We start from the raw sequence: 15762 nt of genomic DNA, 5'->3' as shown, positions 1-15762 counted from the left end.
ATTCACCAAACACCGGCAATTCTAATCAAATGGCCCCGGGGTCAGAAATCGGTGGGGGCGCCCCCTTCCGATTTGCGGCGCGCCACAAAGTCGCGCAGCTCGTCACGGATTGCGACATCCATGGGCGGTGCCTCAAAGCTGCCGATGATCTCCTGGAACATCACATGCGCCCGTTCCGGCGTCCAGACGCCGCCCGCGGCCTCCCATCCTTCGTAGTTTTTCCAATCGCTGAGGAATGGCTGGTAAAACGCCGTGGTGTAGCGGTCCTGGGTGTGCTGAATGCCAAAGAAGTGCCCGGCGTTCCCCACCGATTTAATTGCATCCAGCGCAATCTCATCGGGGCCTGTGGCGGTGATCGCCGGGTCCATATAGCGTTGTATCTGCTGCAGAATCTCGCAATCCATGATGAATTTCTCCGGGCTGGCGATCAGCCCCCCCTCCAGCCATCCGGCCGCGTGATAGACCATATTGGTGCCCGACTGCACCGCCGCCCACAGACTGTTTGAAGTCTCCCACATCGCCTGACCGTCCGGCACATTCGCCGCACAGACGCCCGATGACCGCATCGGCAGACCGTAAAACCGCGCCAGCTGTCCTGTCATCTGTGTCGCGCGCATGTATTCCGGCGTACCAAAAGCGGGGGCCCCGGATTTCATATCGACGTTGGAGGTAAAGGTGCCAATCGCACAGGGGCAGCCCGGGCGGATGATCTGCGCCAGCACAATTGCACAAAGCCCTTCGGCCAGCGACTGGGCCACCGCACCGGCCATCGTCACCGGTGCCATCGCCCCCGCCAGCGTAAAGGGTGTGACCACGAGGCCCTGGCCGCGCCGCGCCAGACGCATCCAGCCATCGAGCATCGGATAGTCATGTTTCAGCGGCGAGGTTGAGTTGATATTCGTGTACATCCGGGGGCTTGCGTCAAACTCCTCATGTGACAGACCGCCCGCGATACGGACCATTTCCATCACATCCTCGACCCGCTCCTTGCCCAGGCTGTAGGCGTGCATCACCTTGTCCGTCAGCGTCAGCTTGTCATAGACCACATCGAGGTGGCGCACGCTGGCATGGATGTCCACCGGCTCTACCGGATAGCCCCCGGCAAAGTGGATACAGTTGAAATACTGTGTAAGCTTCAGCAGGTTCGCGCACATTTCGCGCGTGCCCGGCACCTTGGTTCCCAGCGCCATATCCCAGTAGTTCGGCGGCGAGGACACATTGCCAAAGAGCAGATTGTTCCCCCCCACGGTGATCGTGCGGTCAGGGTTGCGCGGGGTCAGCGTAAACGCCGCAGGTGCCCTGCCCACCCATTCCATGACGAAATCGCGCCCCATGCGCACGTTCTCGCCGTTCACATCCGCACCTGCTTTGCGCAGTATTTCAACCGCTTCGGGGTTCAGGAACTCGACACCGATTTCCTCGAGGATGCGCATGGCCCCGTCGTGCACCGCCGCCACGCCCTCGGGGCTGAGCGGCTCAACCGGCTTGTCAGTGTTCACCGGCGGGTTCCAGGGCATCTGTTCGATCACGGCCGTCCCGCGCCGGGTTGCAGCCCCGGCCCGTCCACCTGTTCTGCCACGCCGTTTTGCGGGTGCGTCTGCCATAACTCTGCGCCTTCTGTTGCCGGTCCGGGGGTTCAGAAGGCACCGTCCCACGCGCGCCAGCCGTCTCAAACGCGACGCAACGGGTCGTTTTCGGCAGTTGCCGCCGCGAAATCAGCCCTGTGCGGCGATCCAGGCGGGCAGATGACCGATGTTGTCAAACACAGCCACCGCATGTGGTGCCAGCGTGTCCGCCGTGGCCATACCGGTCAGCACACCGATACCGCGCATGCCCGCAGCACGCCCTGCCAGCAGGTCGTGGGTGCTGTCGCCGACCATCAGCACCTCGCCGGGCTCCAGCCCTGTCGTCTGACAAAACGCCAGCAGCTGACCCGGTCCGGGTTTGGCCCCGTGCCCGCTGTCCGACCCGACGACAAAGTCAAACAGATCAAGCGCACCGGCAGTCTGCAGGTGCGCCCGTGCGGGCGTTTCCGCATCATTCGTGGCGACCCCCAGCATCAGCCCCCCTGCCCGCAGACCGGACAGAAAGGGCACCAGCGGAACGGCCTCGGCCTGGGGGGCCTGTGCTGCCTCCTCATTCAGCAGCGCCACGATCTGCACCCTGTTCATGTGAGGCAGAGCCGCCGCCAGCGCTTCGGCGATTTCGTCCGGGGTGCCCGCAATCACCAGACTGTCGGGCGCAAACCGCGCCGTTGCAGTGTCAAACCCGATGCAGGCACCCAGTGCGGCTGCATCGCCCTCCGGTCCGGCAAGACGCTGCAGCAGCGCCTGCGCCCAGGCCTCCCAGGTGCGGGCAAAATCAAACAGCGTGCCGTCCTTGTCGAAAATAACCCCTCTGACGGTACTCATGTCCAGTTCACCTGTTCCCCGCCCGGCAGTGCCATCCGCGCCTGCATCAGACTGTCATAGCGCAGCGTCAGCGCGTCACAGGCGGCAATCACCCAGGCATCATCCATCATCACAAAGTCGAGAACCGAACCCAGAAAGGCCGGATCACCTGCGCCCGCGCGCAGATCCTCGCGCGAGGCCCCGCTTGATCCCAGAAAGACCGGCAGGAGCTCATCATTGCCGGCTAGCCAGCCCAGAACCTGAAGCGCCAGCGTCTCGGCAGAATCCTGCGTATAGACCATCAGTACGAACCGTTTTAAGAAAACTGGAAACCAATTGTTAACCAATATCGCGGCATTGTCGAACAACGAAAGTTACCAGTACAAGGATACCAGAGCGCGTGCAGGGCAAAATCCTCATCGTTGATGCAATCTCAACAAACCGCATCGTCCTTAAAGTCAAACTCGCCTCGGCATTTTACGAGGTAATACAGGCCTCTACAGCAGATGAAGCCTGTGTGGCGGCGCTCCGCCATGACCCTGACCTTGTGATCTCAGCCATGGCCCTTCCGGACTGCGACGCAGCCCATCTGTGCCGCAAGCTGCAGCAGAACCCGCAGACACGGGCGATTCCGATGATGGTCATCGGCTGTCGCCCTCACGCGGACACGCGGCTGCAGGCGCTCGAGGCGGGCGTGCAGGATGTCATGCTCAAACCCATTGACGACACGCTGCTGCTGGCGCGTGTGCGCAGCCTCATCCGTGCGCACAACACCGCCGCCGAATGGCGCATGCGCGACGACACCTCGCGCGCGCTGGGGTTTGCCGAGGATCCGGCAGATTTCGGCCCGCCCGGACAGGCGGTCATCGTCGGTGCCGAAAGCGCGCCCATCGGCCACATCATGGACCAGCTGCGCCCGGCACTGCGCACCAGCCTGAGCTGGTCTGCGCCCGAAACGGCCCTGCGGGATCTGACCCCCGGCAAAGTGCCCGATGTCTTTATTCTGATCCTCGAGGAGGACGACAGTCACAGCGGCGAGGTTCTGCGCCTGCTGGCCGCCATCCGTGCCACCGCCATTACCCGCCATGCCGGTATTCTGGTGATGCAGCCGCGGCCTGATCCAGGTCTGGGGGCCTATGCGCTCGATCTGGGGGCCGACGATCTGATGACGGACGGTTTCGACAAAAAGGAAATGTCCCTGCGGGTCAAAGCAATGATGCGCCGCAAGCGCATTGCCGATCAGCTGCGCGCCACCGTGCGCACAGGCCTCAAGGCGGCGGTCTCCGACCCGCTCACCGGGCTGCACAACCGCCGCTATGCGATGCCGCATCTGGCGCGTGTGGCCGAGCATTCTGCCGCCACGGGCCGCAGCTTTGCAGTCATGGTCGCCGATCTGGACCATTTCAAGCGGATCAATGACCTCTATGGCCACGCCTCGGGCGATGCCGTGCTGGTCGAGGCCGCCCGGCGTCTGCGCGAAAACCTGCGCGGCGTCGATCTGGTGGCCCGTATCGGTGGCGAGGAATTCCTGATCGTCATGCCCGCCACCCCGCTGCCCGAGGCCCGTGCCACAGCACGGCGGCTCTGCCGGAAAATCGGGGGGACCAGTTTTGTAATCCCCGGCGCTTCCGAACCAATCAGCGTCACGGTCTCCATCGGTGTGACCATGGGCGGTCTGCAGGGCAAACAGCTTCCGGCCATGGACCGCGATGCAAACTATCTGCTCGATACCGCAGACAAAGCGCTCTACGAGGCCAAGATCCAGGGCCGCAACCAGATCAATCTGGCCCGCCCCGCCGCCTGAGCGGTTACTGCTTTTTCTTACCCGGGCGGCGTTTCAGCGCCTCCTCAATGCGGGCGGCATAAGCGACGCGTTCTGCCGCCGACATGCCTGAGACGATCCCGATCCAGGCAGCCTGGGTTGTTTCCAGCACCTTTACACCGCTGCCGGCCTGCCTTTGCGCGGCCTGCTCCAGGGCTGCCGCGTCAAAGGGCTCTGCCCGCAGGGCCTCCAGCACATCGCCATACAGCGCGCGCCGGGCCTGGCGGTCGGGAAACCCCTTGCCGCGCGCATCACGCAGGCTGCGGAACATCTCGCGCCGCGCCTCCTGGGGCAACGCGCTCATATAGGGCCGGGCATAACTGTCGGGCCCCGGGCCCGCACGCCGGTCCGGACCGTGACGCATAAACGCCCCCGCCATCATGCCCGCAAAGGCCAGGTTGATGCCCACAGACACAAAAAGCGCAGGTTTCAGCCACCGGCCCGGGCGCTTTGCAGCTGCAGTGTCGCGTTCCTCAGTCATCGCCTAACCCTCTTCCGCATCCCAGCCAAATCCATCAGCACCGGTGGCAAAACCGCTGCTGTCCACTGTCTCATATCCAAAAAGCACAGCCCCTGTGTCCGGCAGCACTTCCGGCGGGCTGATCCCGATCCAGAACCCCGCACAGGTCGCGGCCACCAGACCGCCCAGCCCCTGCCAGCCCCCCGGCAGCCAGCGGGCAGACCCGCCCCGCGCGCCCAAACGGCGTTCGGGCCGGGCGGCTTGCGGCTGAACCCGGTCGGCATCCGCCAGAACGCGCGCCGTCAGCCCGGCGGGCGGTGCAGGTGGTTTTTCGGCAGCATCGCGCAACAGATCATCCAGCACAGCCATGGCTTTGTCGTCATCCGTCATCATTCATAACCCCCAGTGCCGCACGCCTGTCGGCCAGTGCCGCGGCCAGCGTTCGTTTGCCCCGCGCGGTCAGGCTCTCGACCGCCTCGGTGCTGATCTCCATGATCTCAGCAATCTCAGGATTGGCCAGCCCCTCTATGTGGCGCAGCACCACGGCCTGGCGCTGGCGTTCGGGCAGACTGTCCAGGGCGGCCTGCAACGCATCAGAACGCGCCTGCATCTGCAGCCGCGCCTCGGCGCCCGGTGCGGGATCGCGCGGCTCGTCGACCTCGTCCAGTGCCGATACACGCCGTTTGCGCAGACGGTCCGTACACAGATTTGCCGTCACCCGGAAAATCCAGGTGCTGACCTGCGCGCGCCCCTGTTCCCAGTCCGGCGCCATCCGCCACAATCGCATCATCGCTTCCTGTGCCACATCCTCTGCCTCTGTCTGATCGCCCAGCATGCGCCGCGCCTGGTTCCAGACCCGCGGCAGCAGCCGCCCGGTCAGCTCGCGCGCCGCCGCACCGTCGCCCCGCGCATACAGCAGCAGCAAAGCATCGTCCGACACTGTCGTAAGGGCGTCCCGCGGCATACTCATTCCCGTCAGGGTTAAAAGGACCCGGCGCGGCATTCAAGCCGCGCCACGCCCCGACATCAGCCGGCGTCAGTTGCCGTTGCGGCCCTTGCCCTTGTGCCTGCCGCGGAAATTCGCGCGGGCTTCCTCAAATTCCTCTTTGGAAACAACACCGTCACCGTTTTTGTCAGCACGCTCAAACCGGCGGTCCGCACGTTCGGACGAGGTCAGTTCCTCCATCGACAGTTTCCCGTCCTTATCCGCATCCAGACGCTCGATCATCCGGGCAGACCGGTCACGCATCCGCTCAGCACCACGCGCCTCGATCTCGGCCTGCGACAGGAACCCGTCACCGTCTGTATCTGCCTCAGACATATGCGCGATCCGCAGGGCATCCGCTTCTGCCCGGGTGATCTGGCCATCGCCATCGGTGTCCAGCGTTTCAAAATCTGCAGCTTCGCGGTCGCCGCCGTCACGTGCCATGGCAACGCCTGTGGTAACGGATACGGCTCCGGCCAGGATGATCGCGATAAAGGCTGTATATTTCATGGGTCGTCTCCTCATTAATCTGTTTTGACCGGCCCCTTTTTCGGGCCGGACATGAGGTAAAACGCTGGGTCGGGCACTTTCCGTCGCAGAAAGTTGAGGTTTTTCTTCGCGACATCCCGCCGCAGCGACCGGTCGCCACCTTTTCACGCCGGACGGAATGGCGCAGACAGGGCGCAATCTTGCAGGAAACATCCGATGTCCGACTCAGCCACACCCCACGACGACCTGACACGCGCACCGCACACCAGTGCCGGAACGACGCAACAGCGCAGCACCAGACAGTCCATGCTGCGGGGCTGGCGGCGCAAATGCCCGCACTGTGGCAACGGACCGCTGCTGAAATCCTACCTCAAGGTCAATGACAGCTGCCCGGTGTGCCGCGAAGAGCTGCATCATCACCGCGCAGATGACGGACCGGCCTATCTGACCATCCTTTTTGTCGGCCATCTGATGGCCCCCCTGCTGCATCTCGCCTTTGTGTGGTGGCGGCCCGAGCCGCTGGTGCTGTTCACGATTTTTGCCATTGGCTGTGTTGCCCTGTCGCTCTATCTTCTGCCCAGACTGAAAGGCGCGATTGTCGGCTATCAGTGGGCACGGGGCATGGGCGGTTTCGGCGCGCCTGCCTGAACCGCGCGGCCCGGCGCAAAAGGCAGGGCAGATGACCACAGCAGCACCACCTGACAAAACGGCTGTACGCAACGCGGCAACGGTGATCGTGCTGCGCGACCGCGACACGCGTCCGCGCATCCTGATGGGACAGCGCGGGGCCAAAGCGGCCTTTATGCCCAACAAATTCGTCTTTCCGGGCGGGGCCGTGGACGCCGCAGATGCCGCAATTCCGCTGGCCGCCCCCCTGCCCGCACCCTGTGCAGAGCGGCTGACGGATCACAGTGCAGCAGACATCAGCCATGCCCTGACCGTGGCCGCCATACGCGAGCTCTGGGAAGAAACCGGGCTGGTGCTGGGCACCCCCGGTGCCTGGCCCGGGCACGCGCCGGACGACTGGTCGGGGTTTGCCGCCACCGGGCATCTGCCGGATGCGTCATCCCTGCAGTTTGTTTTCCGCGCCCTGACCCCGCCGGGGCGCCCACGCCGTTTTGACGCGCGGTTTTTCCTGGTGGATGCCGGGGCGATTGCCAATGATCCCGATGATTTCTCCGCCGCCTCGGACGAGCTGACGCATCTGCAGTGGATCCCGCTGGACGCGGCGCGCGGCTTTGACATGCCCTTTATCACAGAGGTGGTCCTGGCAGAGACCGAAGCACGGGTGACCGACCGGACCCCGCCCGCTTCTGTGCCCTATTTCCGCAATAACGATGAAGAAAGCCTGTTTCTGCGTCTGCACGGCAGACCAATGCCGGACTGAACCGTCAGATCACCAGCACCAGCGTCAGGATCGACACCACCAGCACCGCCATACCCGCCAGTTCGCGCGCGGTGCTGCGCTCGCCGAAAAACAGCACAGAGGCCAGCAGGCTGAAAATCAGCTCCACCTGACCCACTGCTTTGACATAGGCGGCCGTCTGCAGGGTAAAGGCCAGAAACCACCCGAAAGAGCCGCCCATCGACATGATGCCGATCCAGGCCGCGACCCGCCGCGCGCGCCAGACCGCCCCGATCTGGGGCCGGTCGCGCACCCAGAGCCAGAGCGCCATGCCCAGCATCTGCGATCCCGTCACGGCCGCCAGCGTCACGCCTGCGCGCACCACCGGATCGGCAGCATCCAGCTCCAGCGAGGCCCCCCGATAAGAGACCGCGGACACCGCAAAAAGCACGCCCGAGCCCAGCCCAAGTGCCACGCCCCTGTTGAGCATTTCCGCCAGACCCAGCCCGCGCACCTGCGGCGGGGTCGACAGCAGCAGCACCCCCACCAGCCCCAGCGCAATCGCGCCAAAGGCCGGCAGGCTGACCCCCTCGCCCAGCAGCACCAGCCCGATGATCACCGACAGGATCACCTCGGTCTTCATCAGCGTGACACCAACGGCAAAACTGCGCGATTTGAACAGGGTGACTACAAAAACGGTGGCCGTGATCTGCGCCACACCGCCCGCCAGCACAAAGGCCCAGAAGGTGGCGTTCTGCGCCGGCAGCGGCTGGCCCGTCGCCACCAGATAACAGGCGATCCCCAGCGCGATCAGCGGTGCGGAGTAGAAAAACCGCGCGAATGTCGCCCCCGTGGGGCTCAGGAGCGCCGTGGACAGCACTTTCTGCAGCATGAACCGCAGGGTCTGAAACCCCGCCGCCGCAATCGCCGCGATCACCCAGAGATCTGAAAAAAACGCCTGCATGGGCGCGTCATGGCGCAATTTCCCGCCCTGCGCCAGAGCGCATCACGGTTTGGGGTCAGGGTTTTCCGTATGGCCGTCCACTGCAATCACCTGGCCCGACACGCTGCGCGCCGCCTCCGAGCCCAGAAACACCGCCATCCCGGCGATCTCCTCGCGGGTGACAAAACGTTTCATCGATGTGCCCGCCGCATAGCCCGCATAGACCGCATCGCGCGTCATGCCTTTGGCGGCAGCCTCGCGCGCCAGCACGCCCTCCATGCGCGGCCCCTCGACCGCGCCGGGACAGATGGCATTGGCGCGGATGCCAAAGGGGCCCAGCTCCATCGCCAGGGTTTTCATCAGACCGATCACCGCCCATTTCGCCGCCGCATAGGGCGCGCGGTTGGGATAGCCGTACAGCCCCGCCGTGGACGAGGTCAGCACAATCGCGCCCCGGCCTGCGTGCTTCATCGCGGGAATGGCATGTTTCGCGGCCAGAAACGCGCCCTCCAGATTGACAGAAATACATCTTTGCCAGTCAGTTACATCGATATCCTCAACCAGTGCCGTTGGCCCCGCAATCCCTGCATTGGCGCAAAGCACATCAAGCGCGCCCATGCCCCCGATGATCCCGCGCATCGCGGCCTCATCCGTGGCATCCGCCTGGTAACAGGCCCAGCTGTCCGGGCAGGCGCGCAGGGCGGCCTTGTCCACATCGGTGACAGCCACAGCATAGCCTGCCGCGGCAAAGGCCTCGCCCATGGCCCGCCCGATGCCCGAGGCCCCGGCGGTGATCAGCACATGCCTCACCGCCCGCCCCCGATGGCCGCACCGGCCCCTTCGGGGCGTGGCAGACCGGCCTGGGCCTCGGCAAAGCGGCGCAGGGCTGCATCGACCGCCGCACCCGCCGGGGCCGAGCGGCGCGTCGCGAGATCCACATGCAGCAGAAAATGTTCTCCGGTAGCCAGCAGCCGGTCACCCTCATACATCTCGTGCCACAGGTGCATCTTTTTACCGCCCCCCGCCAGCACACGTGTCTGCACGGTGATCCGGGCACCGGCATGCACCTCATCGATATGGCGGATATGCGTCTCGGCGGTGAAATAGCTGCCACCCGCCGCGATATAGCCGGCATCACAGCCGATCAGCTCCATAAACCGGTCCGTGGCCATGCCAAAGGCATCCAGATACCGCGCCTCGTTCATATGCCCGTTGTAATCGGTCCAGTCGATCGGCACGGCGCGGTGAATGGTCATCACCGGCTGCGACGGGTCGTCGATCTCGGCAGACCGGGCGGCCAGCACCGTGCCAGTGCGCAGCCGCGCCTCATGCGCGTTGATCAGCGCACCGGCCCCCTGGTCCTGCGCCTTGAGCGCGCGCATCATGGCCACCAGGTTGTTGTCGCGGATACGTTCCAGGTCGCGGATGCTGTGCGCGCCCGACTGTGCATCCGACTGCCCGGCAATCAGATCCACCAGTTCGTCGGTGAATTCCGGCACATCCATCAGCCGCGTCCAGGGCCATTTCAGCGCAGGCCCGAACTGGGCCATGAAATGCTTCATCCCCGCCTCGCCCCCCGCCACGCGGTAGGTCTCGAAAAGGCCCATCTGCGCCCAGCGGATGCCAAACCCATAGCGGATCGCGTTGTCGATCTCCTCGGTGGTGGCGATCCCGTCCTTGACCAGCCACAGCGCCTCGCGCCAGACCGCTTCCAGAAAACGGTCGGCCACATGGGCGTCGATTTCCTTGCGCAGATGCAGCGGATACATGCCCAGACCCGTGATGGTTTCGCGCGCGGTGGCGACTTGTGCGTCGCTGGACGCCGGGGTCGGCACCAACTCGACCAGGGGCAGCAGATACACCGGGTTGAACGGATGGCAGACCATGATAGCACCGGGGTGTGCTGCCCCTTCGGCCAGCTGCGACGGCCTGAACCCGGATGTCGACGAGCCGATGATCACCTCACCGCCCGTTACCGCCTGGATGCGCGCATAGACGTCCAGCTTGATCTGCAGCCGTTCGGGTACGCTCTCCTGCACCCAGTCGGCGCCCTCCACAGCTTCCCCGATGTGCGGCACAAAGCTCAGACGCCCCTCGGGTGGCAGTGCTGCATCGCAAAGCCCCGGCAGCGACCGTCGCGCATTGCCCAGGACTTCGCTGATTTTGCGCTCTGCCTCCGGGTCAGGGTCACAGACCCGCACGTCCCAGCCATTGAGCAGGAAGCGCGCGGCCCAGCCGCCGCCGATCACGCCCCCGCCGATGATTGCCGCCGTTTTGGTCATTGTGCCCCCCGTGGCAGTGCCGCCAGATTGTATCCGTTGAAATCCATGATCTCGCGCGCCGCGGCCAGCCTGTCGCCGCGCAGGTCCGGCGTGCGGTTCACGATCCAGCCCATCTCGCCGCCCGGCGTGCCGATCACCGCCGTGCGCGCATCCTCATCCATCCACATGACCCACAGCGCCCGGTCTGCCCTGTTCAGATCAGAGCTGCCCGCCTGCAGCACCCCGCGCGGATTGACCGCCAGCGGCACGTCCAGCGCCACAGCCGCACCACAGCGCACCGTCAGCCGTGCGGGGGCCTCCGCCGTGGCCGCTTCCCAGGTCTGACCGGCACAGCCGGGAAAGAGCGCGCTGGGATAGGCTTCGATCACATGCCAGCGGCCCGAAAACGCCACCGGAGTAAAACGCGTGGTCGCCGTGATGGGCACGCCTGCGTCGCGAAATCCGGGCGCGGGTGCTGTCGCACAACCCGCCAGCAGCGCGGCACAGAGGTAAAGAGCCCCCAAACCCACCGCGCGCCGCGCACCGACGTAATACCGACGTTTTACCGACGTGATACCGACAGCCCCACCGACGCTGTTTTTCATGAGGACGGGGCCCGTTTGACCAGCCCCAGTTTTGCGCGCACTTCGGCCGCACCGATGACCCGCGCACCCGTGTTTTCGATGATCGTTCCGGCGCGCTCGACCAGCTGCCAGTTTTCAGCCAGAACGCCTTTTTCGAGCCAGAGATTGTCCTCCAGCCCGACGCGCACATTGCCGCCCGCCAGCACCGCAGCGGCCACATAGGCCATCTGGTTGCGACCCAGCGCAAAGGCGGAAAAGGTCCAGTCGTCTGGTACATTATTGACCATAGCCATAAAGGTATTCAGGTCATCCGGCGCGCCCCAGGGCACGCCCATGCACAGCTGCACCAGCGCGGGCGCCTCCAGCACACCGTCCTTAACCAGTTGTTTTGCATACCATAAATGCCCGGTGTCAAAGGCCTCGATCTCGGGCTTTACCCCCAGGTCGGTCATCATGCGCCCCATGGCCGTCAGCATGCCGGGCGTATTGGTCATCACGTAATCGGCCTCGGCAAAATTCATGGTGCCACAGTCCAGCGTGCAGATCTCCGGCAGGCATTCGGCCACATGCGCCACCCGGGCGGTGGCCCCGATCATATCGGTGCCGTCCCCGCGCAGCGGCAGCGGGTTTTCCGGATCACCAAACACCATATCCCCGCCCATGCCCGCGGTCAGGTTGAGCACCACATCAATATCCGCGTCGCGCACCCGGTCTGTGACCTCGCGGTAATAGTCAAGGCGTCTGCTCGGCGCACCGGTGTCGGGGTCGCGCACATGGCAGTGCACGATGGCCGCCCCCGCCTTTGCCGCAGCGATCGCACTGTCAGCAATTTCTTTGGGCGAACGCGGTACATGGGGGCTGCGATCCTGTGTACCGCCCGAACCGGTCACGGCGCAGGTGATGAAAACGTCTTTGTTCATGGTCAGCGGCATGTGGATACTCCCTTGTGCTGACGGAAAGGATGGCGCAAAAAACGCGAGGTTGTTTTACATAATACGAAGCTGATTTGATGAATTCCGCAGAAATCACCCGTGTCGGTGTCCTGGTTCTGAACGAGGCCAACACACTGTCACTGGCCGCTGCCGTGGATCCGCTGCGCGCTGCAAACCGGCAGGCCGGGCGGCTCCTGTATGACTGGCGGTTTCTGACGCCGGGCGATGCACCTGTGCATCTGACCAGTGGGCTGAGCATTGCTGCACGCCCTCTGGATCTGGAAAAAACCGTTGATTTTCTGATCGTTGTCGCCGGATTTGATCTGGAGGCCCAGGCCACACCTCTCCTCAGCGCGCAGTTGCGCAGGCTTGCGGGGCGGGCAGAACGTGTCGCCGGGATTGACGGCGGCCCCTGGATCCTGGCCCAGGCCGGGCTGCTGAACGGGGCCCGCGCCACAACCCACTGGGAGGACCTCGAACAGTTTGCGCGCCGGTTTCCGGAGGTGGTGGCCGGCAATGCCCGTTTTGTGGCCAGTGGCAAATGGCTGACCAGCGGCGGCGCCGCCCCGGCGATCGAGATGATGCTGCATGTGATCGCAACCGATCACAGCCCCGCCCTGTCCGCCCGGGTCGCGGGCAGTTTTATCTATGACGCGGGTCCGGCCCCTGCCCGACCACAGCAGCGTGCGGGTCTGCCTGCAGGTGTTTCGGCGGTAACGGCGCGCGTGCATGCTCTGATGGAAGCGCAGATCGAAGAACCCCTGCCGCTGCCCCGGATCGCCCGTCACGCCGGGCTCAGCCTGCGGGCGCTGCAGATGCGTTTCAGACGGGAACTGCAGACCACACCGCAGGCGCATTACCTGTCGCTGCGACTGGGCGAGGCAGAGCGCCTGGTGCGGGACACGGAGATGCCCGTGCAGGACATTGCGCTGGCAACAGGTTTTGCCTCCCAGGCGGCCTTTGCGCGTGCCTTTGCCGTCCGGTTCGGCACCAGTGCACGGCAGTTACGGCAAGGGGCCCTGCCTGCCCGATAAGGATCAGTACGGCATCGGATGCTGCCGGTGCGCCGCGTCAATCTCACTCATGACCTCGTCGCTCAGCACCATATCGACCGCCCCGAGGCAGGTCTCCAGCTGATCCATTGTGGTCGCCCCGAAAATAATCGAGCCCATAAACGGCCGCGTCCGGCACCAGGCCAGCGCCATCTGCGTCAGGTCCAGCCCGTGGCGTGTTGCGATCTCCTGATAGGCAGCAACGGCCTCAAACGCGCGCTCTGTTTTCCGCCCCCCAAGGTCCGGGTTCAGAGACATGCGCGATTTGTCCGGCACGGCCCCGCCCTGGTACTTGCCGGTCAGCAGCCCCGTGGCAAGCGGCGAAAAGGCCAGCAGTGACACGTCTTCCTGAATGCTCATCTCGGCCATATCGGTGTCATAGAGCCGGCAGAGCAGCGAGTATTCGTTCTGCACAGAAGCCACCCGCGGCCCGCCCATACGCTCGGCCACATCGATCCAGCGGGTGGTGCCCCAGGCGCTTTCGTTGCTCAGACCAAAGGCGCGGATCGTGCCGCGCTTCACTTCTTTCTGCAGGGCCTCGATCGCGTCTTCCATATGGGCCACTGTGTCCAGCAACTGCTGTCCCGACGGGTCATATGTCCAGTTCTTGCGGAACATGTAGCTGCCCCTGTTGGGCCAGTGAAACTGATAAAGATCAATGTAATCTGTCTTGAGACGCCGCAGCGATCCCTCGACCGTCTCGGCAATGGTTTTTGAGGATATCGGCGCCCCGTCGCGCACCGCCGCCATCCCCTCGCCGGAGTGTTTGGTCGCCAGGATCACCTCTTCGCGGCGCTCTGATTTTTCGAACCAGAGCCCGATAATGCGCTCTGTGCGCCCGATGGTTTCCGCCCTGATCGGATTGACCGGGTACATTTCCGCGGTGTCGATAAAGTTGATGCCCGCATCGAGCGCGTGGTCGATCTGGTCATGTGCTTCCGCGGCAACGTTCTGAGTGCCCCAGGTCATGGATCCCAAGCAAAATTCGGAAACCGATATTCCGGTGCGGCCCAGCTCGTTCATCTTCATCCAGGTATTCCTTGTTCTCGCTTCCGGCGACTGTACTGCGCAGGGCTCTGCGGGCAAGCCTGTTTTGCCCGTGCCCCACAGCCCTGCCCGCACCGGCCATAAATAAATATTGAGAACAAAAAGTGAACGAGTATACTGCTGACATGCCTGTGTCCGACCCTCTTCTTTCGCGCCGCCCCTCCCGTCCGGCCGCTGCCCTGCCGCTGCTGGACGATGCGCCCGATCTTTGCCTGGCAAAGGCCCGCGTGCACGAGGCCTGCGGCCCGGCCCGGCGGACGCTGGCTGTCTGGCTGGCCGCACAGACCACCGGCCCGCTGATCTGGGTCGCACCCTCCTGGACACAGGACCAGCTCAATGCCGATGGCCTGCGCGACTGGATCGACCCCGCGCGGCTGATTTTTGTGCACCCGCGCCGGGCAGAGGATGTGCTGTGGACCATGGAGGAAGTGCTGCGCGCCGGCGCGGTGCCCCTGGCGGTGGCCGACCTGCCCGGACTGCCGGGCCTGACACAGGTGCGCCGGATGCACCTGGCCGCTGAAACCGGCGCGCGCGAAGGCATGCATGCCCCCACAGGCCTGCTGCTGACCCCGGGCCAGGGCGGGGCCGCAGGGGTGGAAACACGATGGCACCTTGCCCCGTCCCATGCCGACGGGCCCGAAGGCTGGTGCCTGGACCGGCTGCGCGCGCGGACAGCCCCCCGCCGCAGCTGGCAGATCGTCCGCGGCGGTGAAAACAAAGCGCCCCGCATCAGACCCGGTATCAAAACGGCGTGACCCCCACTCGACGCTGCACCTGTTCTGCTGTCATGGTGAGCGCGAAAGGCAGGGCCGCAAATGATAAAACTGACCAGACGTGCAGTCACCGCAGGCGGGCTGGCCAGCCTGGCCACCGCAGCATTTGCAGCACCGCAACCCTATGACCTGCTGACAGACCGCTCGTCCGTGACCTTTACTTTTCTGATCAGCGGCACCGCCCAGACAGGCCGTGTACCGCTCAGCACGGCTGACATCCGGGTCGATCTGCGCAACCTTGCCCGCTCTACGGCACGGGTTACAGCAGATGTCCGCCGCGCGCGCACCGGTTTTGCGCCCGTCACGCAGGCCCTGCTGAGCCCGTCCGTGCTGGATGCCAAAACCCATCCCACGGTCCTCTTCTCCTCAACCGGTATCACCCTGGGCGCGCGCGGCCGCATCTCCGAGGGCGCCCGGATTGACGGTGATCTGACCCTGCGCGGCACCACCGCCCCGATCCGTCTGGACGCGGTACTCAGCCGCCCTGCCGGATCCGCGCCGGATGATCTCAGAGAGCTCTATATCGATCTCACAGGCAGCCTTGCACGCACCAACTGGGGGGCGAACGGTTATCCGGATCTCGTTGACGATGAGGTCCGGATCGACATTCACGCAGAAATCCGGGCCCGCGCCTGAAAACGACGCCCTTTGTCGAATAACCACAAGGCACCGCCGCGCA

Annotated in this window: 19 protein-coding genes; 6 read left to right on the top strand and 13 right to left on the bottom strand. The window is 64.6% G+C overall.

Annotation, left to right across the window (positions count from 1 at the left end; genetic code table 11):
• Positions 1-41: 41 nt before the first annotated feature.
• From Q1A34_RS00175 to Q1A34_RS00165, 3 genes are all read right to left on the bottom strand, one after another.
• Positions 42-1604, bottom strand: coding sequence for a trimethylamine methyltransferase family protein (locus Q1A34_RS00175; RefSeq protein ID WP_300029077.1), 1563 nt, complete (start codon positions 1602-1604; stop codon positions 42-44).
• A gap of 111 nt (positions 1605-1715) precedes the next feature.
• The gene (locus tag Q1A34_RS00170; RefSeq protein ID WP_300029074.1) at positions 1716-2411 is read right to left on the bottom strand and encodes an HAD family hydrolase; all 696 of its coding nucleotides are present in this window, start codon (positions 2409-2411) and stop codon (positions 1716-1718) included.
• The gene (locus Q1A34_RS00165) at positions 2408-2692 is read right to left on the bottom strand and encodes a DUF3572 domain-containing protein (protein ID WP_300029071.1); all 285 of its coding nucleotides are present in this window, start codon (positions 2690-2692) and stop codon (positions 2408-2410) included. Before Q1A34_RS00165 ends, Q1A34_RS00170 begins: the two co-directional genes overlap by 4 nt.
• 98 nt (positions 2693-2790) lie before the next feature.
• Between Q1A34_RS00165 and Q1A34_RS00160 the strand changes: the two genes are divergently transcribed.
• Positions 2791-4194 carry a diguanylate cyclase gene (locus tag Q1A34_RS00160; protein WP_300029069.1) on the top strand — a complete coding sequence of 468 codons (1404 nt, stop codon included), beginning with the start codon at positions 2791-2793 and terminating at the stop codon, positions 4192-4194.
• A 4-nt stretch (positions 4195-4198) separates the two neighbouring features.
• Here Q1A34_RS00160 and Q1A34_RS00155 read toward each other — a convergent pair whose 3' ends face one another.
• From Q1A34_RS00155 to Q1A34_RS00140, 4 genes are all read right to left on the bottom strand, one after another.
• Positions 4199-4693 carry a periplasmic heavy metal sensor gene (locus tag Q1A34_RS00155; protein WP_300029066.1) on the bottom strand — a complete coding sequence of 165 codons (495 nt, stop codon included), beginning with the start codon at positions 4691-4693 and terminating at the stop codon, positions 4199-4201.
• 3 nt (positions 4694-4696) lie between these two features.
• Positions 4697-5065: a hypothetical protein gene (locus Q1A34_RS00150; RefSeq protein WP_300029064.1), complete on the bottom strand. Its 369-nt coding sequence runs from the start codon at positions 5063-5065 to the stop codon at positions 4697-4699.
• Positions 5052-5642: an RNA polymerase sigma factor gene (locus Q1A34_RS00145; protein ID WP_300029061.1), complete on the bottom strand. Its 591-nt coding sequence runs from the start codon at positions 5640-5642 to the stop codon at positions 5052-5054. The genes Q1A34_RS00150 and Q1A34_RS00145 overlap by 14 nt, the downstream gene beginning before the upstream one ends.
• Positions 5643-5708: 66 nt before the next feature.
• Positions 5709-6167 (bottom strand): calcium-binding protein, encoded by a 459-nt coding sequence (locus tag Q1A34_RS00140; RefSeq protein ID WP_300029058.1) that lies wholly within the window; start codon positions 6165-6167, stop codon positions 5709-5711.
• Positions 6168-6452: 285 nt separating this feature from the next.
• Between Q1A34_RS00140 and Q1A34_RS00135 the strand changes: the two genes are divergently transcribed.
• Both Q1A34_RS00135 and Q1A34_RS00130 read left to right on the top strand, forming a co-directional pair.
• A complete protein-coding gene (locus tag Q1A34_RS00135; protein WP_300032289.1) occupies positions 6453-6794 on the top strand; it encodes a DUF983 domain-containing protein in 342 nt (113 codons plus the stop codon).
• A 31-nt stretch (positions 6795-6825) separates the two neighbouring features.
• A complete protein-coding gene (locus tag Q1A34_RS00130; RefSeq protein WP_300029055.1) occupies positions 6826-7533 on the top strand; it encodes an NUDIX hydrolase in 708 nt (235 codons plus the stop codon).
• A gap of 4 nt (positions 7534-7537) precedes the next feature.
• Here Q1A34_RS00130 and Q1A34_RS00125 read toward each other — a convergent pair whose 3' ends face one another.
• Genes Q1A34_RS00125 through Q1A34_RS00105 form a run of 5 tightly spaced genes read right to left on the bottom strand, consistent with a single transcriptional unit; the run spans position 7538 to position 12211 of the window.
• Positions 7538-8455, bottom strand: a complete 918-nt coding sequence (locus tag Q1A34_RS00125) for a DMT family transporter (RefSeq protein WP_300029052.1) — start codon at positions 8453-8455, stop codon at positions 7538-7540.
• A 42-nt stretch (positions 8456-8497) separates the two neighbouring features.
• The gene (locus Q1A34_RS00120) at positions 8498-9244 is read right to left on the bottom strand and encodes an SDR family oxidoreductase (RefSeq protein WP_300029049.1); all 747 of its coding nucleotides are present in this window, start codon (positions 9242-9244) and stop codon (positions 8498-8500) included.
• A complete protein-coding gene (locus Q1A34_RS00115) occupies positions 9241-10716 on the bottom strand; it encodes a carnitine 3-dehydrogenase (protein ID WP_300029047.1) in 1476 nt (491 codons plus the stop codon). The genes Q1A34_RS00120 and Q1A34_RS00115 overlap by 4 nt, the downstream gene beginning before the upstream one ends.
• Entirely contained in the window at positions 10713-11300 is a 588-nt protein-coding gene (locus Q1A34_RS00110) for a lipocalin family protein (protein WP_300029045.1), read from the bottom strand. The genes Q1A34_RS00115 and Q1A34_RS00110 overlap by 4 nt, the downstream gene beginning before the upstream one ends.
• The gene (locus tag Q1A34_RS00105) at positions 11297-12211 is read right to left on the bottom strand and encodes a 3-keto-5-aminohexanoate cleavage protein (protein ID WP_300029043.1); all 915 of its coding nucleotides are present in this window, start codon (positions 12209-12211) and stop codon (positions 11297-11299) included. Before Q1A34_RS00105 ends, Q1A34_RS00110 begins: the two co-directional genes overlap by 4 nt.
• Before the next feature lie 77 nt (positions 12212-12288).
• On the opposite strand from Q1A34_RS00105, the gene Q1A34_RS00100 reads away from it, so the two are divergent.
• Positions 12289-13245, top strand: coding sequence for a helix-turn-helix domain-containing protein (locus Q1A34_RS00100; RefSeq protein WP_300029040.1), 957 nt, complete (start codon positions 12289-12291; stop codon positions 13243-13245).
• A 3-nt stretch (positions 13246-13248) separates the two neighbouring features.
• Here Q1A34_RS00100 and Q1A34_RS00095 read toward each other — a convergent pair whose 3' ends face one another.
• Positions 13249-14292: an aldo/keto reductase gene (locus Q1A34_RS00095; protein ID WP_300029037.1), complete on the bottom strand. Its 1044-nt coding sequence runs from the start codon at positions 14290-14292 to the stop codon at positions 13249-13251.
• A 122-nt stretch (positions 14293-14414) separates the two neighbouring features.
• On the opposite strand from Q1A34_RS00095, the gene Q1A34_RS00090 reads away from it, so the two are divergent.
• Both Q1A34_RS00090 and Q1A34_RS00085 read left to right on the top strand, forming a co-directional pair.
• The gene (locus tag Q1A34_RS00090) at positions 14415-15065 is read left to right on the top strand and encodes a hypothetical protein (RefSeq protein ID WP_366942794.1); all 651 of its coding nucleotides are present in this window, start codon (positions 14415-14417) and stop codon (positions 15063-15065) included.
• Between the two features lie 60 nt (positions 15066-15125).
• A complete protein-coding gene (locus Q1A34_RS00085; protein ID WP_300029034.1) occupies positions 15126-15719 on the top strand; it encodes a YceI family protein in 594 nt (197 codons plus the stop codon).
• Positions 15720-15762: the final 43 nt, after the last annotated feature.

The organism is uncultured Roseobacter sp. (assembly GCF_947491795.1).
Taxonomy (GTDB): Bacteria; Pseudomonadota; Alphaproteobacteria; order Rhodobacterales; family Rhodobacteraceae; genus Roseobacter.
This window is presented reverse-complemented; position numbering and strand designations above follow the sequence as displayed.